This is a genomic window from Pseudomonas sp. LM13 (assembly GCF_041381355.1).
GTDB classification, from domain to species: Bacteria; Pseudomonadota; Gammaproteobacteria; order Pseudomonadales; family Pseudomonadaceae; genus Stutzerimonas; species Stutzerimonas frequens.
The window spans coordinates 314,314-340,358 of record NZ_JACBXH010000001.1; the positions used below are offsets into that span (position 1 = coordinate 314,314).

Consider the following 26,045-nt stretch of genomic DNA (forward strand, 5'->3'; position numbering starts at 1 on the left):
TCATTACTCATGCCTTAAATCGCTGCGGAGCCATCGTTGGATAGACAGAGCCATCATCTGCTGTTGCGCGCACCCGCACCGACTCGGCAGAGCCTGTCCTTCTGCGATGCCAGCGTGCGCGGCGTATCCGCCTGGCTCGCCGGGCTGCCCAAAGCCAACATCGGTGAGACCGCACGTCAGCTGTATCAGGCCCTGATCGAGCTCAACCAGCTTCGCATTGGGTCCGAAACCAGGCTGCAGATACTCGAGCTGCTGCGCCCGGACGTGCACTTCGTCTGCCGGCAGCTGGAAAAGCACTACGTCAACCAACCAATCGTGCTGGCCGAGCGCCCGCGCAAGGTCGCCGGCCTTTGCCAGGCACTGCAGAACCACCTGGCGGTCGGCTACAAGCTGATCGTCGTTCGCGTGGTCTCCCAACCCAATCGCGACCGCCACCAGCTGTTTTCCGTCGCACTGCAGCGTGCGGTTCACAGTCTGGGCGCGCTGCTCGTGCGCTCGACTCAACTCTACGGGCCGCCCGCACCCGGTCTCTGGCTGGAGATGCATCAGCTCTATCAATTGGCGGTCGAACACGGCGTCGAGCGTCTCCTGGTCCGCGATCCGCTGGCGCAGCACGGCCCCGGCCTGAGCACCGAGCAGAGCTATATCGCCGCGCTGCTGCTCGGCTGTGCGCGCTGCAACCAGATGCGTCAGCAAAACATCATCAAGCTGGCCGCGGCGCTCGAAGCCTGGAGCGCGCTGCCATTGATCCAGGCCGGCAGCCTGGCCAGCAGCCTGTTCCTGTTTTCCCCGACGGTAGACGGCCCACCACGCTATCGCTCGTTGTTGCCAGATGCACAACAGCTGCATCTGCTCGGTATCGATACCCGTCCACTGGTCGACCTGATCGAGGAACATCTGCGCCTGGCTCAGGAAAACCGCCAGCTGACCAACCTCCCGGCGGCCAACGGTCTCGATGACGATCTGCTGCGCCATCTGAGCTCGGCCTGGGGCGCGATTTCCGAACGCACCTTCCAGCGCACCCCGGCACAGGGTGTACTCAGCCTGTGCATCGGCATGACCGCGCTGCATTTTCAGCTAGCCGGCCAGCGACCGTTCAATGAGGTACTGGAGCAGCCCGACGCATCGAACCGCGCGGTATTCAAGCTGCACAATGGCGCAACAGATGTCTGGGCCAGCGCTTTCGACGCCCAGAGCACCGCTACCGAGCTGCCGCCGGACCAGGATCATATCGAGTTCATCAGCCCTACCCGCGTACGCGCCACTCCCACTCCCACTCCAGCGGCTCGCGCAAACAACACCGATCCGGTCCCGGCAAGCAGATCGACAACATGCGAAAGCCACCCGATTCATCAGGTCCAGCTGGTCGATCACAGCCCGGGCGGCTACTGCCTGGCCTGGGAAGGCGAAGTCCCCGGCCTGCTGCAGACTGGCGAGTTGCTGGGGCTGCGCGAAGGTGACGGGCAGAGCTGGAGCATCGCCGTGGTGCGCTGGATTCGCCAGATCCGCGGGGGCGTCACGCAGATGGGTGTCCAGCTAATCGCACCACAGGCCCAACCCTGCGGCCTGCGCCTGTTGCGCAAGGTCGATCAGGGTAGCGAGTACCTTCGTGCCCTGCTGTTGCCCGAGATCGGCGCCATCTCCCAGCCGGCGATGCTAATTGCGCCACGCCTGCCCTTCCAGGAGGGGCACAAGGTCCTGATCAATCACAACGGCGAGGAACAGCGCGCCATTCTGCACCGACGCAGTGGCAACAGCGGAAACTACAACCAGTTCGAGTATCGCTCGCTTGGCCAGCTGGCACCGGAGCGAGAGACCTCGTTCACAGGCTGGAAAGCCCACACGAGCGGCGGGGATGAAGATTTTGACTCACTCTGGAAGTCGCTGTAGATTGCCGATTCTCGCATTCTTGCCTGCCCACGCCGCACCGGCGCGCACTTAAGCTGTTGCCATGGCCCTGCAAAAGAAAACCATCCGCCTGCTGATTCTTGAAGACTCGCAGAACGAAGCCGAGCGCCTGGTCAGCCTCTTCCGCAATGCCGGACAGGCGACCCGGGTGCATCGACTCACCTCCAGCGACGATCTGGCCGAAGCCCTGAAACAGATCTGGGATCTGCTGATCAGTGCGCCGCAGAGCGAGAATCTCGACCCCAGCGAGGCGATCAGCGCTATTCGCCGGCAGGCCAAGGATATCCCGATCATCCAGCTGACCGCCGGCAACGACGCCGAAGCAATCACCGATGCGCTGATGCTCGGCGCCCAGGACGCATTGCCACAGGGCGAGGATGAATGGCTGCTGCTGGTGGCCAACCGCGAACTGGCCAACCTCGAGGAGCGACGCGCCCGACGCTCGGCTGAAGTCGCGCTGCGCGAGGCGGAGAAACGTTGCCAGCTGCTGCTCGACAGTTCCGTTGACGCCATCGCCTACGTTCACGACGGCATGCATATCTATGCCAACCGTGCCTACCTCGAGCTGTTCGGCTACGACGACGTCGAGGATCTGGAAGGCATGCCGATGATCGACCTGATCGGCGGTGCCGACCAGAGCCGGTTCAAGACCTTCCTGAAAAACTACCAGACCCTCGAAGGCAGCGCCGAATTGGCCTGCGGCGGGGTTCGCGCCGACGGCGAAGCGCTGAAGATGCGCATGAGCTTCTCGCCAGCCGCCTATGACGGCGAGCCTTGCATCCAGGTGGTGATCCGCGCCGAGAGCGACAGCGCCGAACTGCAGAAGCTCCGCGAGATCAGCAGCCAGGATCCGGTGACCGGCCTGCTCAACCGCAACAGCTTTTTCGAAGTCATGGATACTGCGGTCGAGCGCGCGGTCAACGCAGGCCAGAGCGCGACCCTGGCATACATCCGCATCGACCGTTTCGCTGCATTGCAGGCCGATATCGGCCTGACCGACTCCGACCAGCTGCTCAGCCAGCTGGCCACCCTGCTGCGCGGGCACTTCCCGAGCGACACCCAGCTGGCGCGCTTCGCCGATGATGTGTTCACCGTGCTGCAACCCGGCGTCATACCGCAGCAGGCCGAAGCGGAACTGCGTGCGCTGCTTGGCAAGGTCGAAGGGCATCTGCTCGATGTAGGCGGGCGCACGGTGCAGGTCACCCTCAGCATCGGTGTCGCCGGCCTCGACGAAAAGACCGCCAAGGCCCAGGACGCCATCGAGCGCGCGCACCGCTGCGCCGATGAGCTGAGCGACGGCAATGCGCTGAAGATCTATAACCCCGCCGACGAGCTGGCCGCCGCGGCGAACCGCGGCGATATCGCCGCCATGCTCAAGCAGGCACTGGAGAACAACAGCTTCCGGTTGCTGTTCCAGCCGATCATCAGCCTGCGCGGCGACAACTTCGAGCATTACGAAGTCCTGCTGCGACTGCTCGATCCCCAAGGCGCGGAAGTACCGCCCAACGAGTTTCTCAGCGCCGCCAGCGAGGCCGGCCTGGCCAGCAAGATCGACCGCTGGGTCATCCTCAATTCCATCAAGCTGCTCGCCGAACATCGCGCCAAGGGCCATAGCACCCGCTTGTTCCTGCACCTGTCCGCGGCCAGCATCCAGGACGCCAGTCTGCTGCCCTGGCTCAGCGTCGTACTCAAGGCCTCGCGCCTGCCCGGCGACTCACTGGCCTTCGAGTTCGGCGAAGCCGATGCCGTCACCTATCTCAAACCAGCCAAGGCATTAGCACAGGGCCTGAGCGGCCTCGGTTGCCGAATTGCCCTGGCCCAGTTCGGTTGCGTGCTGAACCCCTTCAACACGCTCAAGCACCTGGATGCCGAGTTCATCAAGGTCGACGGCTCCTATACCCAGGATCTGAGCCGCCAGGAAAATCAGGAAGCGCTCAAGACGCTGCTGGCCGAGCTGCACGAGCAGCGCAAGCAGAGCATCGTGCCTTTCGTCGAAAGCGCCACGGTACTCGCCACGCTCTGGCAGGCCGGCGTCAGCTATATCCAGGGGCATTACCTGCAGGGTCCCAGCCAGTCGATGGACTACGACTTCTCCTCTGACGAGGAGTGAGCCCGGCTGGCCCAGCGGCCAAGACAGACTCCTCCTGCCAACTCGCCCTGAGTTGATCGTGGTCATCCGCTGGCCGCAACGCTGGGCTAGAGTGTCCGGACGTCTTCACTTACAGGAGGAGTCGTGCCATGGCCATGATGAAAGCCGCCGTGTTCGTCGAACCCGGGCGCATCGAACTGCAGGACAAACCCATACCCGAGATCGGCCCGAACGATGCGCTGTTGCGGATCACCACGACAACCATCTGTGGCACCGATGTTCACATTCTCAAGGGCGAGTACCCGGTTGCACCGGGACTGACCATTGGCCACGAGCCGGTGGGCGTCATCGAAAAGCTGGGCAGCAATGTCAGGGGCTACCAGGAGGGCCAGCGCGTGATCGCCGGCGCCATCTGCCCGAGCTTCACCTCCTACGCCTGCCAGGACGGCCTGCCGTCGCAGGATGGCGGCTGCTCGTGCCACGGTTACAAGCCCATGGGCGGCTGGCGCTTCGGCAATACCATCGACGGCACCCAGGCCGAATATGTGCTGGTGCCCGACGCCCAGGCCAACCTGGCGCCGGTGCCGGACGGCCTGACCGACGAGCAGGTGTTGATGTGTCCGGACATCATGTCCACCGGGTTCGCCGGCGCCGAGGCCGCCAACATCAAGATCGGCGACATCGTGGTGATCTTCGCCCAAGGCCCCATCGGCCTGTGTGCTACTGCCGGAGCCAGACTGCGTGGCGCCGGCACCATCATCGCAGTGGACGGCGTCGATGCACGGCTGGATATCGCGCGGAAGATGGGTGCGGATGTCACGCTCAACTTCCGCAATGTCGACGTGGTGGACGAGGTGCTCAAGCTGACCGGCGGCCGCGGCGTCGACGCTTCCATCGAGGCGCTGGGCCTGCAATCGACATTCGAGAGCGCGTTGCGAGTACTCAAGCCGGGCGGCACGCTGTCCAGCCTCGGCGTCTATTCCAGTGACCTGACCATTCCGCTCGGCGCCTTCCACGCCGGCCTGGGCGACAACAAGATCGTCACCTCGCTCTGCCCCGGCGGCAAGGAGCGCATGCGCCGGCTGCTCAACGTGGTGGCTTCAGGAAGAGTCGATCTCGGCCCGCTGGTGACCCATCAGTATGCGCTGGCCGATATCAATGACGCCTACGATCTCTTCGCCAACCAGCGCGACGGGGTACTGAAGGTAGCGATCAAGCCCTGAGACCTGACCGCGACGGGCTGATGCCGCAGTATCAGCCCGTCGCCGTCACTCGGAGCCTTCGCGATCGCGGAAGCCCAGCAGATAGAGGATGCCGTCGAGCCCCAGCGTGGAGATCGCCTGCTTGGCCGACTGCTTGACCAGCGGCTTGGCGCGGAAGGCGACGCCGAGGCCGGCCAGACCGAGCATCGGCAGATCGTTGGCGCCATCGCCAACGGCAATGGTCTGCTCCAGACACAACCCTTCCTGCTCGGCCAGCTGACGCAACAGATCGGCCTTGCGCTGGGCATCGACGATGGGCTCGACCGCCACGCCGGTGACCTTGCCATTCTCGATCTGCAATTCGTTGGCGAACACGTAGTCGATGCCCAGCTTGGCCTGCAGCTGCTTGGCGAAGTAGCTGAAGCCGCCGGACAGAATCGCGGTCTTGTAGCCCAGACGCTTGAGCTCGGCGAACAGCACCTCGGCACCCTCGGTCAGCCGCAGGCTGGCGCCGATATCGGCGAGGACGTTCTCTGACAGCCCCTCGAGCAGCGCCAGGCGCTCCTTGAAGCTGGCGCGAAAGTCCAGTTCGCCGCGCATGGCGCGCTCGGTGATCTCGGACACCTGCTCACCGACGCCGGCGGCCTTGGCCAGCTCGTCGATGACCTCGGCCTCGATCAGCGTCGAATCCATGTCGAACACGGCCAGGCGGCGGTTGCGCCGGTAGACCGAGTCGCGCTGAAAGGCGATGTCGACGTTCAGCTCCTGAGCCACGCTGAGAAACTCGGCGCGCAATGCGGCGGTGTCGGCAGGCTCGCCACGCACCGAAAACTCGATGCAGCCCTTACCTTGTTCTTCGGGCATGTCCAGCGGCATGCGTCCGGACAGACGATCGATGTGATCGATGTTGAGGCCATACTTGGCGGTGATCGAACTGACCCGTTGCAGCTGCTCGGCGGTGACCTTGCGAGTCAGCAGCGTGACGATGTGCCGAGCCTTGCCCTGGCCGGCCACCCAGTGCTGATAATCGGCCTCGGAGACCGGCGTGAAGCGCACCTGCTGGTCGTGCTTGTAGCCCATGAACAGCACGTCCTTGAGCACCGACGAGGCGCGCTCATTGTCGGGTATCTCGATCAGGATGCCGAACGACAGAGTGTCATGGATCACTGCCTGGCCGATGTCGAGAATGTTCACGCCTCCCTGGGCGAGCACGCCGGTGATGGCCGCGGTCAGGCCCGGACGGTCTTCACCGGTGATGTTGATCAGGACGATTTCGCGCAAGGCGCAGCTCCCATGACAGGCAATGAAGGCCGGCATTCTACATCAGCTCGCCGTGCGCCAGGACAGCGTCTACGACTCCCGCTAGCAAGCCCTGCGTGCCGCGTCCTCTTTAGCTAGACACTCCCACGCAATTCGTCAGCTGATAGCTGCAGACCTTCAGCGCCCACCGTGCTTTCCGTATACTGCTCGGCAATTTCCCGACGAGAAGAGCCGCGCTCTGTGAACCGGCCCGCATCCGTAAAGCCCGACAACTTCTTTCTCATGCTCTACCGCGCAGTGCGCCAGCATCGCGTGCCACTGGTGCTGCGTATCGCCAGCCACACGCTGCTGCTGGTGGCGCTGGCGCTGATCATCTATGCCTGGGTGATCGGCATGCAGTTCAAGCACGCCATGGAACAGCAAGCCGACGCCCTCGGCCAGAGTCTGGTGACACAGACGGCGGCGTCGGCCACCGACCTGCTGGTGGCCAACGACATCCTCAGCCTCAACGTGCTGCTGAGCAATCTGGTGAAGAACCCGCTGGTCGCCCATGCGGCGATCTACAGCGTGGACAATCGCGTGCTGGCCGAGTCCGGCACGCGCCCACAGCAGGGCTTGCTTGGGGACGACAATGGCCTCTACTCGACGCCGATCAGCTTTCAGGAGGTGATCGCCGGGCATCTGCGTGTCAGCCTCGACATGCAGCAGTTCCAGCAGCCGATGACCATCAGCCTGCAAAGCATGGGCCTGCTCAGCCTGATTCTGCTGGCGCTGACCCTAACCCTGAGCATGCGCCTCGGCCGCCAACTGTCCACGCCGCTGATGCAGATGCGCCTCTGGCTGCGCGACCCGGACGACCCGGCACCGGGCGCCGGGCGGCAGGACGAGATCGGCGACCTCGCCCGGCAACTGCAGGCACGTCTGGTGCCGGAGAAGCCAGAGCCGGAGCTTGACCTCAGCGATGCACTGGACGAGGACTATTTCGAGCAGGACGCAGATCGCTCCGCCCAAGACAGCCCGGCTCGGTCTCACCCCGAACGCTTTGAGGTCGACCTGGACGAAGACCAGCCGCAGCGTCAGGTGCGGCTGTCGGCGAACAGCGACGACGATCTGGAGATAGCGGACGACGAACCGCCTTTCGACAGCCCCGCCAGCCGGGCTCCGCAGCCGATCGCTGCGCCACGCTCGACGCGCAGCGCCGTGCTGGCCATCCAGCTCGGCAATCAGGATCAGCTGCGCCGCCTGCCGCGCGAGCGCCTGACCGAACTGCTGCAACGCTATCGTGATTGCCTGCAGCAGGCGGCGACGCTCTACCAGGCCGAGCTGCATACACTCAACGACGGTAGCAGCCTGATGCTGTTCCATAGTCAGGACGACGAGCAGAATTACCTCACCCATGCCATCTGCTGCGGCGAGCTGATGCGCGCGCTTGGCCATGCCCTGCAGATCGACCTCGCCGACAGTGGTATCACCCTGCAGCTGCAGCTCGGCCTGACCCAGGGCGACAACCTGTTCGATCTCGGCCAGGGTGACCTGCTGCTCAGCGAAGCGGCACAGGCTGCACTGGAGATGTCGCTGCACAGCCGTAACCTGCTGCTGGTCGAGCGCAGCATCAGCGACGACCGCCTGATCCAGCAACGTGCCCGCATCCGCCCGATCGCCAGCCCGGAAGGCGCCTGTTGCGTCGAGCGCCTGCTCGACCCGTACCCGTCATTGCTGGAGCGTCAGCTCGCACGCATGCACGAGCTACGTAGCCGCACCCACTGACGCAAGCCATACGATCGCTTTCAAGCGAGTCGCGCGGCGAGCATGCCCGCAGAGGCAACCAGCCCGAGAGAACGAAAAAGCCCGACCAGATCGCTGGCCGGGCTTTGTCATAGCACGGGCTGCAACAGCCGCCGCAACAGGGTCAGAAGCGAAACACTTCCATGTCGGTACGAATGGGTTCGGCGGCAGGGATCCGCGGTGCCGGCGCTTCGGCAGATTTGACCGGCGGCTTGGCTGGCGCAGGCTTGGGCGCCGTCTTCGCCACCAAGGTCGGCTCAACCGCCTGCGCCAACATCTCGCTCAGTCGCTGAAGCAACTGACTCTGCGCACGTACCTGGTCGGTTGCCGTGCCCTGATGCTCCTCCTGCAGCCGCACCAGGCGAGTGCCCAGATGCTTGCCCGCCTTGTCCCTGAGCCGCCACTGCGCCTCGAGCACCGCCGGGTACTGCGGACCGGAATCCAGACGCGAGATCGACAGCTCGATCTGTACCTCCGCCGCGAAACCCTCTTCAGCCGGGCCGAGCACGAGGCTCTGGGTGTCCAGGCGCCAGGCCAGCTGACGCAGCAACACCTGCTCGATGTCACCCTTCAGGCTGCCCGCCCAGCGTGCCTGCTGATCATCGGCAGCCAGGCTGCCATCGGCCAGGCGCTGCAGCAGAGCATCGCGCTGCAGGTAGTCGGCCAACGCCACCGGCGCCAGCAGCACGGACGCTCCATCGGTTCTTTCAGGCACCTCGGTCGTACCGCTGTCGAGCCGATACATCGGCGCCGGCTTGAGCCCGATGCAGCCTGTCAAGCCAATGCTGGCCAGCAACAAAACAGTCGGAACACGCAGCAAGTTCTTCATTACCGTCATAACACCATAATTCTTCTGGCCGCCTGCGGCCCTACGGCCAGCAATGCCTCGTGCATATGTAGCGCGCCGGAAAATGAATAAGCGACGCGAAAAAGCACCGGAGACATGCCGCAGGCTGGAAAGGCCGCTATCTTCCGTGAAAGCGGCCGTCGATTCCAGCGCCAATGCGCTTGTCAGACCTCGACCTGCAGCCCTTCGACACGCTGGAAGCCGCGTGGCAGCTTGTTGCCGCGCCGCCCGCGCTCGCCCTTGTAATGCTCGAGATCTTCGGCTTTGAGCGACAGCGTGCGCTTACCGGCCTGCAACAGCAACGTCGCACCGGCGGGCAATACCGCCAGATCGACCAGATACTCCTCGCGGCTGGCCACCCGCTCGCCGGGAATGCCAATGATCTTGTTGCCCTTGCCCTTGCCCAGCTGAGGCAAATCGCGCACCGGGAACACCAGCAGGCGGCCTTCGGTCGTCACGGCAGCCAGCCAGTCCTCCTCGCGATTGGCCAGGGGGCGCGGGGCGACGACGCGGGCGCCGGTCGGCAGCGAGAGCAGTGCCTTGCCAGCCTTGTTCTTGGCCTGAAGGTCCTCGCCCTTGACGACAAAGCCATAGCCGGCATCCGAGGCGATCACATAGAGCGCCTCGTCGTCGGGCAACAGCACGCATTCGAAGCTGGCGCCTGGCGGCGGGGTCAGCCGGCCGGTAAGCGGCTCGCCCTGGCCACGTGCCGAAGGCAACGAGTGCGCCGCTAGCGAATAGCTGCGTCCAGTGGAGTCGATGAACACCGCATATTGATTCGAGCGCCCGGCCGCAGCCGCCTTGAAGCCATCCCCGGCCTTGTAGGACAGACCGCTGGCATCGACATCGTGGCCCTTGGCGCAGCGCGCCCAGCCCTTGTCGGAGATCACCACGGTGACCGGCTCGGACGGCAGCAGCTCGTTCTCCGACAGCGCACTGGCCTCGGCACGCTCGACGATCGGCGAGCGACGGTCATCGCCGTAGGTTTCCGCGTCCTCGATCAGTTCCTTGCGCACCAGCTTCTTCAGCTTGCTTTCGCTGCCCAGCAGCGCCAGCAGTTTCTCGCGTTCCTTGGCCAGCTCGTCCTGCTCGCCGCGGATCTTCATCTCTTCCAGGCGCGCCAGCTGGCGCAGGCGGGTATCGAGGATGTAGTCGGCCTGCAGTTCGGACAATTCGAAACGCGCCATCAGCACCGGCTTGGGCTGATCCTCGGTCCGGATGATGTGGATCACCTCGTCGAGGTTGAGGAACGCTACCAAGAGGCCTTCCAACAGGTGCAGGCGCTTCTCGACCTTGTCCAGGCGGAACTGCAGACGACGGCGCACGGTACCGATGCGGTAGGTCAGCCACTCGCTGAGCAGGGTGCGCAGGTTTTTCACCTGTGGACGCCCATCGAGGCCGATGACGTTGGTGTTGACCCGGTAACTGGACTCCAGATCGGTGGTGGCGAACAGGTGCTGCATCAGCGCCTCGACATCGACCCGGTTGGAGCGCGGGATGATGACGATGCGGCAGGGGTTTTCGTGGTCCGACTCATCACGCAGGTCGGCGACCATTGGCAGCTTCTTGGCCTGCATCTGCCCGGCGATCTGCTCGAGCACCTTGGAGCCGGACACCTGGTGCGGCAGCGCGGTGACCACCACGTCGCCGTCTTCGACCCGGTACACCGCACGCATACGCACCGAACCACGACCGGTTTCGTAGATTTTCAGCAGGTCCGCGCGCGGCGTGACGATCTCGGCCTCGGTCGGGAAATCCGGCCCCTGCACATGCTCGCAGAGCTGCTCGACGCTGGCACTCGGCTCGTCGAGCAGACGGACGCAGGCGGCGGCGACTTCACGCAGGTTGTGCGGCGGCACGTCGGTGGCCATCCCCACGGCGATGCCGGTGGTGCCGTTGAGCAGCAGATTGGGCAGCCGCGCCGGCAGGGTCGCCGGTTCGTCGAGGGTGCCGTCGAAGTTCGGTACCCAGTCCACCGTGCCCTGCCCCAGCTCGGACAGCAGCACCTCGGAATAGCGTGACAGGCGCGCCTCGGTGTAGCGCATGGCGGCGAAGGACTTGGGATCGTCCGGCGCACCCCAGTTGCCCTGACCGTCGACCAGCGGGTAGCGATAGCTGAACGGCTGCGCCATCAGCACCATCGCCTCGTAGCAAGCGCTGTCGCCGTGCGGATGGAATTTACCGAGCACGTCGCCGACCGTGCGCGCCGACTTCTTGTGCTTGGCGTCGGCGTTCAGGCCGAGCTCGCTCATGGCATAGACGATGCGTCGCTGCACCGGCTTCAAGCCATCGCCGATATGCGGCAGTGCGCGATCCATGATCACGTACATGGAGTAATTGAGGTAGGCCTGCTCGGTGAAGTCGGCGAGGGAGCGCCGCTCCACGCCATCGAGGCTCAGGTCGAGGGATTCGCTCATGGTCGATCCGTTACATGCTGGCGCAGCACCAGAGTGCCGGCGCGCTGGGTGAATTCAAGTTGTTTCAGGGCGCTCATGCCGAGCAGAACCTGTTCGCTGCGAAAGCCGGGGGCGACGATGGCGCGCACATCGCGCAGCCTGATTTCGCCAAGTTCGAGACTTGGCAGCACGGTGCGATAGCCGGTGGTCTGGCCATTGGCGGTGTGCAGCATCACCGGTGCGCCACGCTCCAGCCCCAGCCGTTCGGCCAGCTCGGCCGGCACCGCGACATCGGTGGCGCCGGTATCGAGCAGAAAGGTGACTGCCTCGCCGTTGATCTTGCCGCTGGCGACGAAATGTCCCTGGACGTTGCCAGCCAGCTGCACCTCGATCTGCTCGCCCTGCAGCTGGGATACCGGTTGGCGGTTGGGGTTGACGCGATCTGCCTCCCAGGCGGCAAAGAAGCGTGTAGCCAGGAACAGCCCGATACCCCAGGCGAGCACCAGCATCACCCGCCCGGCACGACGCCCGGCCGTCTGGCTCAAGGCTTCGCACCCCAGCCGCCTTTCGGCGCGGAGAATCGCCAGACAATGGGACGCTTCTCGCCGTCACCGCGAGCCTTGCCGTTGTTGTCGACGCCAATCCAGGCGCCCTCTTCGTCGATCCACAGCGCTTCGGCATTACCGTAGGGCTCTGCGTAACGGCGCTCTTCGGTCAAAGCCTCCTCGGCAAATGACCAGCAGCGCTCGACCGCACCGGTGGTGAGGCTGCGACGACAGACGCGGTAGGCCGAGGGCTCCAGCACGAAGACCTTGTCGCCGAAGAAGGCCACCGCCGAGAAGCTTTTCGGCAGCGGTGCATCGCCCAGTGCAGGGGGCGGCGGCTGATCGCCACCCTCGGCCATCAGCACGCAGCCGCCCGTGCACTGCCAACTGCTCTGCTGGCGATGCAGTACCAGCAACCCTCGGCGCTCACGCTCGGCGGCGAGCCAGAGGCGCTCGGCCTTCGGATCGACGGCGATGCCCTCGAACAATGTATTGAAATGCCAGAGCATGCCGCTGGCCCGCGCCTGGCGCACCAGCGATTCGGGCAGGCGCAGCCACTCCGCCGTGCCCGCCGGGCTCACCCGCAGCACGGCGGCATGCGCCTCGCTGACCAGATAGCGATTGCCCAGGCTGTCGCAGCTCAGCCCTTCGAAATCCAGGTGACCACCGCGTACGTGGCCACTGAGCCAGGTGCGCATGCGCATGCCCCAAGGCAAACCGCTATCCGGCGGAGGGCCGGCTTCGAAGCGCTCAGGCTCCGCCTGCCAGGGCGATACGCTGGTATCCAGACGATAGAGAACGTCATCCTCGCGGTCGGAAACGGCCCACAGCGCATCGCCACACCAGGCTATTCCGGACAGGTTGCCACCGCTCATACCCGCCACCGGATGCTCGCTCAACAGCTTCAGCTCGGGCGCCGGCTCGGGCGCCGGCTCGTTGGCCCAGAGCGGTGCCGAGGCCAGACTCAGCAGCGCTAGCCAGCGACGGATCAAACCAGCACCTCCGCCAGGTTGCCCTTGGACTCGAGCCAGCTCTTGCGATCGCCGGCGCGCTTCTTCGCCAGCAGCATGTCCATGATTTCGCGGGTACCCTCGAAATCATCCAGGGTCAGCTGTACCAGGCGGCGAGTATTGGGGTCCATGGTGGTTTCCCGCAGCTGCGGCGGGTTCATTTCACCGAGGCCCTTGAAGCGCGTCACCTGAGGTTTGCCGCGGCGTTTCTCGGCCACCAGCCGCTCGAGAATGCCGTCGCGCTCGGCCTCGTCGAGCGCATAGAAGATGTCCTTGCCCAAGTCGATGCGGTACAGCGGCGGCATGGCGACATAGACATGGCCGGCCTCGACCAAAGGGCGGAAATGCTGAACGAACAGGGCGCAGAGCAACGTGGCGATGTGCAGGCCGTCGGAGTCGGCGTCGGCGAGGATGCAGATCTTGCCGTAACGCAGCTGGCCCAGATCGGCCGCGCCCGGATCGACGCCGATGGCCACGGCGATGTCATGTACTTCCTGGCTGGCGAGCACCTCGCCGCCGTCGACCTCCCAGGTGTTCAGGATCTTGCCACGCAGCGGCATGATCGCCTGAAACTCCTTGTCCCGTGCCTGCTTGGCGGAGCCGCCGGCCGAGTCGCCTTCGACCAGGAACAGCTCGGCGCGCATCGGGTCCTGCCCGGCGCAGTCGGCCAGCTTGCCGGGCAGCGCCGGGCCCTGGGTGATCTTCTTGCGTTCGACCTTCTTGCCAGCCTTGAGCCGGCGCCCGGCGTTGCTGATCGCCTGCTCGGCCAGTTGCATGCCCAGCTCCGGGTGGGCATTGAGCCAGAGGCTGAAGGCATCCTTGACCACACCGGAGACGAAGGCGGCGGCTTCGCGGGACGACAGGCGCTCCTTGGTCTGCCCGGAGAACTGCGGCTCCTGCATCTTCATCGAGAGGACGAAGGCGATGCGCTCCCATATGTCTTCCGGGGCCAGCTTGAGCCCGCGCGGCAGGAGGTTGCGGAACTCGCAGAATTCGCGCATGGCATCCAGCAGGCCCTGGCGCAAGCCATTGACATGGGTGCCGCCCTGAGCCGTGGGAATCAGGTTGACGTAGCTTTCCTGAACGCTCTCGCCGCCCTCCGGCAACCAGAGCAACGCCCAGTCCACCGCCTCGGTATTGCCGGCCAGGGCACCGACAAAGGGTTCGTCCGGCAGGCGCAGATACTCGCTGACCGAGTCCACCAAGTACGAACGAAGACCATCCTCGTAATGCCACTCGACCTTCTCACCGCTGGCCTTGTCCTCGAAGCTGACGCTCAGCCCCGGACAGAGCACAGCCTTGGCCTTGAGTACATGCTTGAGCCGGCTGATGGAGAATTTGGGGGAATCGAAGTATTTCGGATCGGCCCAGAAGCGCACGCTGGTACCGGTGTTGCGCTTGCCGACGCTGCCGATGACTTCCAGGTCGGTAGCCTTGAAGCCATCGGCGAAGCTCATGCGGTACTCGTTGCCGTCACGCTTGACGGTCACTTCGACCCGCGTCGACAACGCGTTGACCACCGAGATGCCGACGCCGTGCAAACCACCGGAGAACTGATAGTTCTTGTTGGAGAACTTACCGCCCGCATGCAGCTTGGTGAGGATCAGCTCGACGCCCGGCACGCCCTCTTCCGGGTGAATATCCACCGGCATGCCACGGCCGTCGTCGATCACTTCCAGCGAATTGTCTTGATGCAGGATCACCTGGACCGAGCGAGCGTGGCCAGCGAGGGCTTCGTCGACGCTGTTGTCGATGACTTCCTGGGCCAGGTGGTTGGGCCGCGAGGTGTCGGTGTACATGCCGGGGCGCTTGCGCACCGGATCGAGGCCGGAAAGAACCTCGATGGCTTCTGCGGTATAAGACATCTGTCTGGCACTGTCCTTATGTTCTGAACAATCGGCCCATGCGAGCCACGAATAATCGGCGAGTCATGCGGTATCGCCAGTGCGCACTCGCGCTACCGTTTCCGCCGCAACACGCTGTCAGAGCCGCCCCAACCAAAGCTGCGGGTCGAAACCGGCGAAGGCCAGCAATGCCGGCAGGCGCTCCTCGAACCCCTGGAAACCATGGTCGCCACCCGCCTGGATACGCAGCGCACAGCCACGGTAGAACTGCGCCGCGTCACGGTAATCCAGCGTCTCGTCGCCTGTCTGCAGCCAGACCTGATAGCGCTCGGCATCCTCGGGAGACGAGGTCTCCAGCTCCGCCAGTGCGGCCACATGGTCCTCGGTCAGGTCCCAGACTTCCCCACTGTAGAGATTGGTCTGCGGCCCGAGATAACCGTCGAAGCGGCGATGCGGCATCACCGCCGGATTGATGAGCAACGCCTTGAGGCCATGGCGCTCGGCGAGGTGGGTCGCATAGTAGCCGCCGAGCGAGCTGCCGACCAGCAACGGCCGGCCGAGCTCGGCGATGCAGGCTTCGAGCTGGGCGATGGCCTGGCGCGGGTGGTGATGCAGCGCCGGCACCCGCAGCCGATCGGCAAGGCCAAGCTGGTCCAACGCAGCGGACAGCTGGCTCGCCTTCTGCGAAAGCGGCGAACTGTTGAGGCCATGGAGATAGAGTATCGAGGGCGGGTAACTGGACATGAATACAGTTCGTTGAAAAACCGCAAGGCTACAAGGCGCATACCGCCGACTGCAAGCGAACCGCCCGGGACGAACGCCACTTACGCCTGCCCCGAACCGATCAAGACCGCCGACCAAACGTTATGCAGCGCGAGCTGCAGTACGCTCAATAGCCCTTGACGCTGTAATCCACTTCGAAGGCGATGCCGCTGACCCGCGACACAGCCGTTTCCAGTCTCCCGTCGGCATACAGACGGAGCCAGCGATAACCCGGTGCCGCGCTATCGACCTGGAAGTCCTCGCTCTGCGGCGTGAACTGCACGCCCGTCGACGGCGTGGCTAGCAGCCGAACCCCATTGCGCGACTGATCGAACGCCTGATGGATATGACCCCAAAGCAGCGCACGCACGTTGTCGTGGCGGTCCAGCACCTCGAACAGCGCCTCGGGATTGCGCAGCCCGATGCTGTCCATCCAGCGGCTGCCAATGGATACGGGATGGTGATGCAAACAGACCAGGTGATGCCGCTTGGGCGCCTCGCCCAGGGCGCGATCCAGCAGCTCGAGTTGATCGCCACGCAGCATGCCATACACCGAGCCTGCAACCAGGGTGTCGAGCATCACGACGCGCCAGCCACCGATCTCAAGCACTGGCTCCATCAGCTCACTGCCACGGGTGGCCTCGCGCATGGCGCCGAGTTCATCATGGTTGCCGGGACACCAGCGCGCTGGCGCCTCGATGCGCCCGGCCAACTGGCGGAAGCGCTGGTAGGACGCCACCGAACCGTCCTGGGACAGATCACCGGTAGCCAGGATCAGGTCGATGCGCGGCTGCTCTTCGATGGCCAGCTCGACCACCCGCTTCAGACTGTCGCAGGTATTCATGCCCAGCAGCTTGCCGTCCGCTTCGGCAAACAGGTGGCTATCGGTGAGCTGCACCAGCAGAACCGAATCTTCAACAGCAGTCAGGGGCGCACCAGGCAAGGCCCTTCTCCTTGAGCGAAATCGCAACGGAATTATGGTAGGAGCCCATCCGGAGGGTAAACCTCGGGTTGTGGGCCTGGGTCACAGAACCGCGTTGCGATGCGCGTGTGCCTGCTTCGTCAATCGATCAACGGCTTCAGAGCACGGGCTCCAGCTCATGGCCACAGGCCAGGCAGTGCCCCAGCCACTCGCCGAGAAAGAGATTGAGCTGGTTCTTCTCATCAGGCTGGTGCATCTGCGCGTTGGGGTAGTGATAGATGCCGCGGAAGCGCCGGGCGTTCTCGGCACGAACCACTTCGGCCATGCGTGCATCGTGATAGACGCGCACTTCCATCTTCGGCACCGGCAACCAGGTCAGGCAGTGCTCCTGGCTCACCCGCACGGTGGTGGTGTAAGGGCAGCTCTCCAGCACCTCGAGTACCAGTACGCCGAGCAGCAGGTCACCCTGGCTGATGGCGATGCGCCGCGCTTCGCAGCCGCTGCGCATGCCCGGCAACAGACGCATCAGACGCATCAGACGCAGATAGTTGGCTTCGCAGGCCGCCTGCAGTTCGAGCAGATCGACTCGGTATCGCTCGCGCGTCTTCCTCATGCCCACTCCCCCCGCACCTGCTCGCGATTCAAGGCCAGCCACTGCAGTGCAATGATGCTGGCCGCGTTGTCGATTCGACCGTCGGAAATGGCGCGCAGTGCCTCTTGCAACGACCAGACATGCACACGGATGTCCTCGCCCTCTTCGGCCAGCCCGAACACACCGTCGGCCCCTTCGCTGTCGCAGCGACCTATATAGAGGTGTACGCGCTCGTCGCTGCCGCCCGGCGATGGAAAATAACGCGTGATCGGCCACAACTCGCCCAGCTCCAGCCCGGCTTCTTCCACCGCCTCGCGACGGGCGACTTGATCCGGCGCCTCGTCCTTGTCGATCAGCCCGGCGACCAGTTCGATCAGCCAGGGATTGTCGACCTTGCCCAGCGCCCCGACACGAAACTGCTCGATCAGTACCACTCGGTCACGCAGCGGATCGTAGGGCAGCACGCATACGGCGTCATGCCGCACGAACAGTTCGCGGCTCAGCTCGGCGCCCATGGCACCACTGAACTGACGGTGGCGCAGGTGGACGCGCTCCAGCCGATAGAAACCGCTGAAGCATTGCTCTCGACGGAGGATCTGGACATCATCCGGACCGGGTTTGAAGGTCTCGCTCATGGGTACCACTCATATCGGTTTGATTCGCGCCTTGCCGGCGGCGAATGACTGCAACCGTCACGTCGTGAGCGGCTTTGTGGCCATCCTAACGCGGCATCGTCTCTGACGCAGCCCTTTGCAGACCGCCGTAACCGAAGAACGCTCCACTGCGCCAGCGCACGAACTTCGCGCAAGCGCGGCGATCGAAAGCGCACTGTCATCCCTGGACCAACCATGTATTCAATCGCATCCATCCGCCACCTCATCCTGCTGGGCTGCCTTTTCCTGCTGCTCGGCGGCTGCCAGCACCTGGTCGCCGAACGCCCCGTCGAAGTCCGTCAAATCGTCACCGAGCATCGCCCCCAAGGCTGCGAGGGCGACAGCTGCCCACTGGTGAACATCGATACCCTGACCTTTGCCGACGAACCTGTACTCGACCGCCTGATCGATGCACGGCTGCGGCGGATGACCATCAACGGCCCGGATGACCGTCTGCCCGCGTCGCTAGAGGATTACCAGCAGCGCTTTCTGAGCACCGCCGAGCCGGGCTGGAGCAGCTACCTGCAGGCCAAGCTGCGCGAGCAGCACGGCGACATCCTGGTGGTCGAGTTCTCCAGCTACCTGTATGTCGGTGGCGCCCACGGCATGCCCGGACGCGGCTTCATCAACTACGATCGCGAGCAGAACCGCGAGCTGCGCCTGGAGGACCTGTTGGTTCCGGGGCAGGAAGGTAACTTCTGGCGCGTCGCACGCCAGGCGCACCAGCGTTGGCTGGTGGAGAACGAACACGATCAGGACGCCGAGTTCGTCGACTTCTGGCCCTTCCAGCAGACGCCGAATATTGCACTGCTGAAAGACAGCGTGTTGCTCAAGTACGACGTGTACAGCATCGCGCCCTACTCCAGCGGCCACCCGGAGCTGTTCATCCCGCATGAGCAGCTCGAAGGCATCCTGAAGGCGGAATATCTCTGATCGAGCCTAGGCCAGCGGCATCCGTCCCCGCTGCCGGTGGATCCAGTCGACGATCTCCTCGCGTGGCGAGTAGCCATCGACCGTGGCACGCATGACCAGCCTGACCTGCTCGAAGTCATCACGGTCCAGCCCCTGCAGGAGCCTGTCCAGCACATCGCAGAACTCGGCCCATGGCAGGCAGGCTTCGTTCGCCGACATGATCATCGGATGCTGGGTCGGAGTGACGTTGTCGCCGATCAGCAATTCCTCGTAAAGCTTCTCGCCCGGCCGCAGGCCGGTGAACTGTATGGCGATGTCGCCGGCAGGATTGCTTTCGCAGCGCACGGACAATCCCGACAGGTGGATCATCTTCTCGGCAAGCTCGACGATCTGCACCGGAGAGCCCATGTCAAGCACGAACACGTCCCCGCCCTGCCCCATTGAGCCTGCCTGCAGCACCAGCTGGGCAGCCTCGGGGATGGTCATGAAATAACGGGTGATCTTCGGATGGGTCACAGTGACAGGCCCGCCCCGGCGAATCTGTTCGCGAAACAGCGGTATCACCGAGCCGGACGACCCCAGCACATTGCCGAACCTGACCATGGTGAAGCGTGTCCGGTTCACATGGTTGACCCCCGCCTGCCCGTACAGCACCGGCGCCGTTTCCCTGCTCAGGGCCTGCAGGGCCATTTCCGCGAGGCGCTTGGTGCTTCCCATGACATTCGTCGGGCGCACCGCCTTGTCGGTCGAAATTAATACGAAGTGCGCAACACCCGCCTGAATCGCCGCCTGCGCACAGTTGAGCGTGCCGATCACGTTGTTCATCACGCCTTCGGCGATGTTGTGCTCGACCATTGGCACATGCTTGTAGGCCGCAGCGTGATAGACGCTATCGACGCCCCAGGTGCGCATCACGTCGAGCAGCCGATCGGCATTGCCGACCGAGCCCAGGATGGGGATCAGCTCCAGCTGAAGCGCCCGCTCACTGACCTGCTGCTCGAGCTCGGCGTGGATGGCGTACAGGTTGTATTCACTGTGGTCGAGCAGAAGCAGCACCGTAGGCGACAGCCGCAGGATCTGGCGACTGAGCTCGGAGCCGATCGAGCCCCCCGCGCCAGTGACCAGCACGACCTTGCCCTGTATGCAGTGTGCCAGCAGCCTCTCGTCCGGGGCGACGCTGTCACGCCCAAGCAGGTCGGCGATATCGACCTCCTGGAGATCTTCCACCTTCACCCGGCCGCTTGCGAGGTCCATGAACCCGGGTACCGACCGGACGTGCAGCGGGTATCGTTCCAGATCGGCAAGGATCTCCCGACGCCGCGCCCGGCTGGCGGAGGGAATCGCCAGCAATACTTCGCTCGCCCCGGTGTCGCAGATCATCTGATCGATATGCCTGGGCTTGTACACCTTGAGCCCGGCGATGACCCGATTGGCCAAGTCGCCATCGTCGTCGATGAAGGCAGCAGGACGCATGGCACGGCCCATTCGCAATGCCGCCGCCAGCTGATTGCCGGCCGCGCCTGCGCCGTAGATGGCTACACGCGTCAGGCCGTCGTCACGTCCGAACGGGACGGCCAGCATGCCGGCGTACCAGTCGCCCAGCACGTACTGTCGCAACAACAGGCGCAGCCCGCCGAGCAGCATCAGGCTGATCCACCAGTAGTTGAACACCAGCGAACGCGGCACCAGCGCTGGCGCATCGCGATACCAATAGATCGCCAGCGCCAGCAGCAGCGAAGAAAACGTCACCGCCTTGGCAATGGTGATCAGCGCATCATTGCCGAGATAGCGCATCACCGCTCGGTACATGCCGATGCGGATGAACAGCGGAATAGCCAGCACCGGGGCAAGCGCGAACAACCAGGTATGCCCCCCAAGCGGCTCGATCTCGTCGAACGAGCCCAGCCGCACCACGAACGCCAGCCACAACGAGATCCATACCAGAACGACATCGGCCAGGACCTGCAGCAGTCGCTTGTACCGTCGGGGCAGGCCCAGTAGGCGATCACGCAACATTCATTTCATTCTCGTACGTCAATGTCATTCGCCCCAACACCGTGCAACATGCAAATCGTCACTCGCAACGCAAAACTACGCCATCATCCGCCCGTTTCAGCCGCACCGGCGTCAAACCATATGCAGAGGCACAACAATGGCACATAGGCAATCAGCATGGCCGTCGCACCGTCAACTCCGCCCAAGGCCACTCCCATCGCCCAGGGCAGAAGCCAACCCAGATTGATCAGTCCAACCACAACCGTCACCGGCGCATGGCGGCCAAAGCGACGCGCCGCAGCCTGATACGCGTGGCTGCGATGAGCCTGATAGGCAGCCTCGCCCCGCAAAAGACGACGGAACAGGGTGAACGTTGCGTCGACGATGAACACGCCGAGCAAAATTAGCCAGCTCCAGAGCAGCTGCGGGTGCTGCCAGCTGGCCTGCAGCACAAGAATGCCGATCACAATGCCCAGAAATCCGCTCCCGGCATCCCCCATGAAAATACGTGCCCGTGGAAAATTCCAGCAGGCAAAACCCACCACGGCGGCGATCAGCAGCCATTCGACGTAGCCCAGGGCCTTGCCTACCGCCCCGACCACGGCATAACAGAGCAACGCTCCTGCGCACACGCAAATCGCCTCGATGCTGGCGATCCCATCGATGCCATCCATGAAGTTGTAGAGATTGAGCAGCCATACGATGAATACCAGCGCCAGCAGATGACCCAACCAGCCAAGTTCCAGCGTAGAACCAAAAAGCTGCACGGGCGGCAGCCCCCCCAGCCAGAACAGCGCCCAGGCCGCCGCCATAAAGTGACCCAGCAAGCGCCAGCGCGCAGCGATGTGACCATGATCGTCGGCGAAGCCCAGCACCGCGACCGCTGATCCCGCACCCAGCACTGCCCAGGCCAACGACATATCCGCTAGCCCGGAACCGGCCAGAATGGACAGCAGCACAGCCACCACCAAGACAATCGCTACGCCACCGCCCCGAGGCGTCGGTACCGAGTGGGAGCTTCGCGCGTTCGGCACATCAATCAGGCTGCGTTGCAACGCGTAGGCCCGCAGCACCGCCGTGAGGGCGAAGGACGCAATGAAGGCAAGCGGCAGGATCAGCCAGAGCATCATGAGCGCACCTGGTCCAGATAATGCTGGGCTGTCTGCGCCAAGGCCTCATCCACCCGTAGTGGGGGAGCCCAGCCGAGCAACTCGCAGGTCTCGCTCGCGTCAACCTGCAGGTTTCCCACCAGACGCTGATAAACATGCTCTTGCCCGAAGAGCCGCGCAGCCTTTGCGATCCATCTCTCCGGGATCGACAGCAATCTTGCGCGCCGCCCCAGCGCCCCGGCCAGACGCTGCAAAAGCTCGCTAGTGGAAAGGTCTTCACAATCGCTGACCAGCAGCGTCCGGTTTGCCGCAGCCGGATGATCGATGCACACATAAATCAAGTCGACCAGATTATCCAGAGCCACCAGACTGCGTCTGTTGTTCAGACCGCCCAAGGGCAGCGGCACCCCGGCAACGAGCCAACGCATCATGCTGCGGAAATTTCCCTTCACGCTAGGTCCGTAGACCAGAGGTACCCGAATGACGACCAACTCGAGGCCGGTTTCACTCGCCAGAGCGCGCAATTGCTCTTCCGCTTCAAGCTTGGAAAGGGCATAGGGGTCAGCGGGGCGAGGTATATCACACGCAGTGAAGGGCGCTCCAGCGCCACTGCATTCCCCGTGAACCTTGATCGTACTAAGGAAAATGAACCGCGTTGCACCTGCTGCGATAGCGGCACGCGCGAGATCGAGCGTCAGCTCGACATTGACCTTGCGAAACTCGGAAAGCGGATCCGAGGCTGTCTCGTTCATCACATGCACCCGCGCCGCGCAATGCACCACGGTATCCACGCGCCCCGTCAGCGAACCGACGGCAAAGATACGATTGAATGATGCAACCACCGGGACGACACCGGCGGGCAACACCTTATCCGGGCGCCGCACCCATGCCAGAATGCGGCTCCCCGGGCGTTTGACGAGACGCTGTAGAAGGGCATTGCCAACAAAGCCTGTGCCGCCGGTGACGAGAATGTATCTTTTCAAACAAGCCTCGGTACGTTTGTTGGCACCTGAATCAGGTGATGCGAGAAACAGAACGCGCACAAGCGATGCATGTCAGCCAGCCAGCAGCTTGAGACCGCTCACGATAAGCAGGCAGCCAATCGCCAAGTTCAACCACTGAAGCGCCAACCGCCGACTCAGCCAGACCCCGATCAGTACGCCTGGGATCGACCCGGTAAGCAGTATTCCCAGAAGTACCCAGTCGATTGTTCCGATGAACCAATGTACTCCCGCAGCGACCAGAGCCAGTGGTATGGCATGCGCCAGATCCGTGGCCACTAGCCGAACGCCCTGCAAGCGAAAGGGATACAGATAGAGCAAGACAACGGCCCCCAGAGCCCCGGCACCAACAGATGTCAAGCTCACGCATACGCCAATGAATGCACCCGCCGCAACGGTGAGACCTTCTTGCCAGCGCTTGAATTGCTCAGCTCGCTCTGTACGCAGAAGGCTGCCCAGCCGATGGAGCCATTTGCGACAGAATATCCCCACTGCAGACAGCAGAAGCAGCCAAGCCAGGGTGTCACGCATCAGCGGGTCCAAGGCACCGGCCGTCCCATCCCCGCAGTACGCCAGGCCGATGCCAACCAGTAGCGCCGCCGGCAGGCTACCGAGCAGCAGACGCCGCAGCACAAGGGTATCTATCGTGTCTGCGCGGTAATGAACAGCAACCCCGCAGGTCTTTGTTACCGCAGCGAACAGCAGGTCGGTCGCAACGGCGACGCCTGGGGCATAGCCGAAAAGCAGCACCAGCACCGGCGTCATCAGCGCACCACCGCCTACACCAGTCAGGCCGACCAGCGCACCAACACCAAACCCCGCCACGATCAATGGATCAAGCATGAACACTTACCCCAGGCCGTATACCTGCGGCTCCATCCTTTTTTCGGCTCAACTGACGGAGGAGCGCTTGTCCAGATACGCCAGAATCTGGTTAACGACCTCAGGAAGGCTCTGCTCCAAGGTCCCGACTCTGATTTCCGGGTTCAATGGCGGCTCGTAGACGGAATCGATACCGGTGAAATTCTTGATAAGCCCCGCGCGCGCTTTCCCATACAACCCCTTGGGATCGCGACGCTCGCACTCGGCCAATGGCGTATCAATGAAGACCTCAATGAAGGAGTCCTCTCCGATGATCCCCCGTGCCAACGCTCGATCAGCCCGGAATGGCGAGATGAACGCCGTTATGACAATGAGACCTGCATCGACGAACAGGCGCCCCAGTTCGGCAATGCGACGTATGTTCTCTACCCGGTCTTCGTCAGTGAAGCCCAGATCCCGGCATAATCCCAGGCGCACATTATCCCCATCGAGCAGATAGGTATGCCGGCCGCGTTCGGCCAGCGCCACCTCGAGCGCATTTGCAATGGTGGATTTTCCGGCCGCGCTCAACCCGGTGAGCCAGATGGCGACGGGCCTCTGCCCCTTCAACCGCGCACGGGTGGCTGCACTTACATCCATCCGCTGCATGACGACGTCCGTACTCCCGCTCTTCATACTGGCTCCATATCCGGCTCGACGAAGGCCACACGCATGACCTCTTCAATGCTGGTCAGCCCTCGGCTAGCCTTGATCAGGCCATCCTCCAGCAAGCCACGATGACCTTGTTTGCGAATCAGCGCCTTCATTTCTTGCAGCGGCGCCTGGCGATTGACCAATTGCTGCAGCGCACCGGTCAGCGGAATCAGCTCATAAATCCCCATTCGCCCTCGATAGCCAGTGTTATGGCAACGCGGACACCCGACAGCGCGCTTCCAGAGGCCGTGCCCGACCAACATCGCGACCTCGCTGGGAAGCACAGGCGCATCGTCCGGCTCTGCGCAGTGCTCGCAGAGTTTGCGCACGAGTCGCTGGGCCTGAACGCCACGAACCGAAGCGGCCACGAGGAAAGGCTCCAGCCCCATGTCCACCAGACGCGTGAACGCTGACGCAGCATCGTTCGTATGCAGCGTCGACAACACCAGATGGCCGGTGAGCGCCGACTGGATGGCGATTTGCGCGGTATCCAGATCACGTATCTCGCCGATCATGATCGTATCCGGGTCCTGCCGCAGGATCGCGCGCAACGCCCGGGCGAACGTGTAACCGATTTCCGCATGAGCCTGAATTTGCGTCACCCCAGGGACCTGGTATTCCACCGGGTCTTCGACCGTAATGATCTTGTTGCTCCCATCACGCATCTCCCCTAGTGCGGCGTAGAGCGTCGTCGACTTGCCCGACCCGGTGGGACCGGTCACCAACACGATGCCATTGGGAAAGCCCAGCCACTGCTTCAACATCTGCAAATGATCGGGCTCGAACCCGAGCCCGCCAAGCGATAGCTCCTCTCGGTTCTTCGGCAGCAAGCGCATCACAATCGACTCACCGAACACGCCAGGTGCCGTCGAAACCCGGATATCCATGTCCTTGCCGCTCAACCGGAGCGTGATACGTCCGTCCTGCGGCAAACGCTTTTCCGCGATGTCCAGCCCGGCGATCAACTTAATACGCGAACCGACCGCCGGATACCGCTCGAACGGTTGAACCATGCGCGTATGCAGAACACCATCCACCCGCATGCGCACAGTGAAGCGCGTTTCTTCTGGCTCCACGTGAATGTCCGATGCGCCGGAATCCACCGCTTGGGCAAGCAGATTATTTACCAGCTCGACAACCGGAGCCTCCTCGATGAGGCTCTTAAGCGTCTGGCTATCGTCTCGGAAAAGATCGGACACCGCACTCTCGCGCCGGATCTGACCGATCAACCCGTCGATGTCCTGGGCCCGCCCCAGATACTGCCTCGGCAAGCACTCCGGAAACAGATAGGCGATCAGATCGATGACCCGCGAATCGGCAGGGTCCCGCGCGACCATCTGGACCTGATTGTTTACGCTCCACAGCACGATATCGTTATCGAGCAACCATTCCAGGCGCACCGGAAGCTGCGCCATGAAGGCATAGGCGTCGCCAGCTGCCGGCATCTCATCTGCCGACAACAATGACAACCCCGACTGCTCGACCAGCGCGCCGAGCAGCGCATCCTCGGACAAAGCCCCCATACGGATCAGAATCGAGCCCAGCCGGCCGCCTGCCTGCCGCTGCAGACTCAGCGCACGCTGCACGTCATCTTCGCTGACCATGCCCGCAAGGACCAGACGCTCCCCCAACCTCATCGCAACTCCTGGAATCGTCAGCGTGATGCGGACGATCAAATTTCACAGATGGCGCATTCTA

The 26,045-nt window shown here is 63.5% G+C and carries 21 protein-coding genes; 5 read left to right on the forward strand and 16 right to left on the reverse strand.

Annotated elements, in window-relative coordinates; genetic code table 11:
• Nucleotides 1-36 precede the first annotated feature (36 nt).
• From HZR81_RS01495 to HZR81_RS01505, 3 genes are all read left to right on the forward strand, one after another.
• On the forward strand, nt 37-1,890 hold the full coding sequence (locus HZR81_RS01495; RefSeq protein WP_500127128.1) for a cyclic-di-GMP receptor FimW-related protein: 1,854 nt from the start codon (nt 37-39) through the stop codon (nt 1,888-1,890).
• A 61-nt stretch (nt 1,891-1,951) separates the two neighbouring features.
• Nucleotides 1,952-4,018, forward strand: coding sequence for an EAL domain-containing protein (locus HZR81_RS01500; protein WP_500127129.1), 2,067 nt, complete (start codon nt 1,952-1,954; stop codon nt 4,016-4,018).
• Between the two features lie 128 nt (nt 4,019-4,146).
• Nucleotides 4,147-5,220, forward strand: coding sequence for an NAD(P)-dependent alcohol dehydrogenase (locus HZR81_RS01505; protein WP_063540825.1), 1,074 nt, complete (start codon nt 4,147-4,149; stop codon nt 5,218-5,220).
• A 45-nt stretch (nt 5,221-5,265) separates the two neighbouring features.
• Here the strand turns inward: HZR81_RS01505 and serB are convergent, their stop codons facing one another.
• Entirely contained in the window at nt 5,266-6,480 is a 1,215-nt protein-coding gene (gene serB / locus HZR81_RS01510) for a phosphoserine phosphatase SerB (protein ID WP_063540824.1), read from the reverse strand.
• 219 nt (nt 6,481-6,699) lie between these two features.
• Between serB and HZR81_RS01515 the strand changes: the two genes are divergently transcribed.
• Entirely contained in the window at nt 6,700-8,226 is a 1,527-nt protein-coding gene (locus HZR81_RS01515) for an AhpA/YtjB family protein (protein ID WP_500127130.1), read from the forward strand.
• A 142-nt stretch (nt 8,227-8,368) separates the two neighbouring features.
• Here the strand turns inward: HZR81_RS01515 and HZR81_RS01520 are convergent, their stop codons facing one another.
• The 9 genes from HZR81_RS01520 to HZR81_RS01560 all read right to left on the reverse strand — a co-directional run bounded on the left by HZR81_RS01520 (nt 8,369) and on the right by HZR81_RS01560 (nt 17,797).
• A complete protein-coding gene (locus HZR81_RS01520) occupies nt 8,369-9,073 on the reverse strand; it encodes a PqiC family protein (RefSeq protein WP_458992219.1) in 705 nt (234 codons plus the stop codon).
• Nucleotides 9,074-9,255: 182 nt separating this feature from the next.
• On the reverse strand, nt 9,256-11,508 hold the full coding sequence (parC, locus tag HZR81_RS01525; RefSeq protein ID WP_500127131.1) for a DNA topoisomerase IV subunit A: 2,253 nt from the start codon (nt 11,506-11,508) through the stop codon (nt 9,256-9,258).
• The gene (locus HZR81_RS01530) at nt 11,505-12,032 is read right to left on the reverse strand and encodes a retropepsin-like aspartic protease family protein (protein ID WP_110775683.1); all 528 of its coding nucleotides are present in this window, start codon (nt 12,030-12,032) and stop codon (nt 11,505-11,507) included. Before HZR81_RS01530 ends, parC begins: the two co-directional genes overlap by 4 nt.
• The gene (locus HZR81_RS01535) at nt 12,029-13,024 is read right to left on the reverse strand and encodes an esterase-like activity of phytase family protein (protein ID WP_500127132.1); all 996 of its coding nucleotides are present in this window, start codon (nt 13,022-13,024) and stop codon (nt 12,029-12,031) included. The genes HZR81_RS01530 and HZR81_RS01535 overlap by 4 nt, the downstream gene beginning before the upstream one ends.
• On the reverse strand, nt 13,021-14,907 hold the full coding sequence (gene parE / locus HZR81_RS01540) for a DNA topoisomerase IV subunit B (protein ID WP_500127133.1): 1,887 nt from the start codon (nt 14,905-14,907) through the stop codon (nt 13,021-13,023). The genes HZR81_RS01535 and parE overlap by 4 nt, the downstream gene beginning before the upstream one ends.
• 117 nt (nt 14,908-15,024) lie before the next feature.
• Nucleotides 15,025-15,630: a YqiA/YcfP family alpha/beta fold hydrolase gene (locus HZR81_RS01545; RefSeq protein ID WP_102838792.1), complete on the reverse strand. Its 606-nt coding sequence runs from the start codon at nt 15,628-15,630 to the stop codon at nt 15,025-15,027.
• A 145-nt stretch (nt 15,631-15,775) separates the two neighbouring features.
• Nucleotides 15,776-16,591, reverse strand: a complete 816-nt coding sequence (gene cpdA / locus HZR81_RS01550) for a 3',5'-cyclic-AMP phosphodiesterase (protein WP_500127134.1) — start codon at nt 16,589-16,591, stop codon at nt 15,776-15,778.
• Between the two features lie 136 nt (nt 16,592-16,727).
• Nucleotides 16,728-17,183, reverse strand: coding sequence for a DUF1249 domain-containing protein (locus HZR81_RS01555; protein WP_049325417.1), 456 nt, complete (start codon nt 17,181-17,183; stop codon nt 16,728-16,730).
• Nucleotides 17,180-17,797, reverse strand: a complete 618-nt coding sequence (locus tag HZR81_RS01560) for an NUDIX domain-containing protein (protein ID WP_014597852.1) — start codon at nt 17,795-17,797, stop codon at nt 17,180-17,182. The genes HZR81_RS01555 and HZR81_RS01560 overlap by 4 nt, the downstream gene beginning before the upstream one ends.
• A 213-nt stretch (nt 17,798-18,010) precedes the next feature.
• Between HZR81_RS01560 and HZR81_RS01565 the strand changes: the two genes are divergently transcribed.
• Nucleotides 18,011-18,748, forward strand: coding sequence for an RsiV family protein (locus tag HZR81_RS01565; protein ID WP_267931327.1), 738 nt, complete (start codon nt 18,011-18,013; stop codon nt 18,746-18,748).
• 6 nt (nt 18,749-18,754) lie between these two features.
• Here the strand turns inward: HZR81_RS01565 and HZR81_RS01570 are convergent, their stop codons facing one another.
• The 6 genes from HZR81_RS01570 to HZR81_RS01595 form a co-directional block, all read right to left on the reverse strand.
• Nucleotides 18,755-20,743 (reverse strand): polysaccharide biosynthesis protein, encoded by a 1,989-nt coding sequence (locus tag HZR81_RS01570; protein WP_500127135.1) that lies wholly within the window; start codon nt 20,741-20,743, stop codon nt 18,755-18,757.
• An 83-nt stretch (nt 20,744-20,826) separates the two neighbouring features.
• Nucleotides 20,827-21,852, reverse strand: coding sequence for an MraY family glycosyltransferase (locus tag HZR81_RS01575; RefSeq protein WP_500127136.1), 1,026 nt, complete (start codon nt 21,850-21,852; stop codon nt 20,827-20,829).
• Complete coding sequence (locus HZR81_RS01580) at nt 21,849-22,814, reverse strand: UDP-glucose 4-epimerase family protein (RefSeq protein WP_500127137.1); 966 nt, start codon at nt 22,812-22,814, stop codon at nt 21,849-21,851. Before HZR81_RS01580 ends, HZR81_RS01575 begins: the two co-directional genes overlap by 4 nt.
• Before the next feature lie 72 nt (nt 22,815-22,886).
• Nucleotides 22,887-23,675 (reverse strand): sulfite exporter TauE/SafE family protein, encoded by a 789-nt coding sequence (locus tag HZR81_RS01585; protein WP_014597857.1) that lies wholly within the window; start codon nt 23,673-23,675, stop codon nt 22,887-22,889.
• Nucleotides 23,676-23,723: 48 nt separating this feature from the next.
• Nucleotides 23,724-24,329 (reverse strand): adenylyl-sulfate kinase, encoded by a 606-nt coding sequence (cysC, locus tag HZR81_RS01590; RefSeq protein ID WP_014597858.1) that lies wholly within the window; start codon nt 24,327-24,329, stop codon nt 23,724-23,726.
• Nucleotides 24,326-25,984, reverse strand: coding sequence for a GspE/PulE family protein (locus HZR81_RS01595; RefSeq protein ID WP_500127138.1), 1,659 nt, complete (start codon nt 25,982-25,984; stop codon nt 24,326-24,328). Before HZR81_RS01595 ends, cysC begins: the two co-directional genes overlap by 4 nt.
• Between the last annotated feature and the right edge of the window lie 61 nt (nt 25,985-26,045).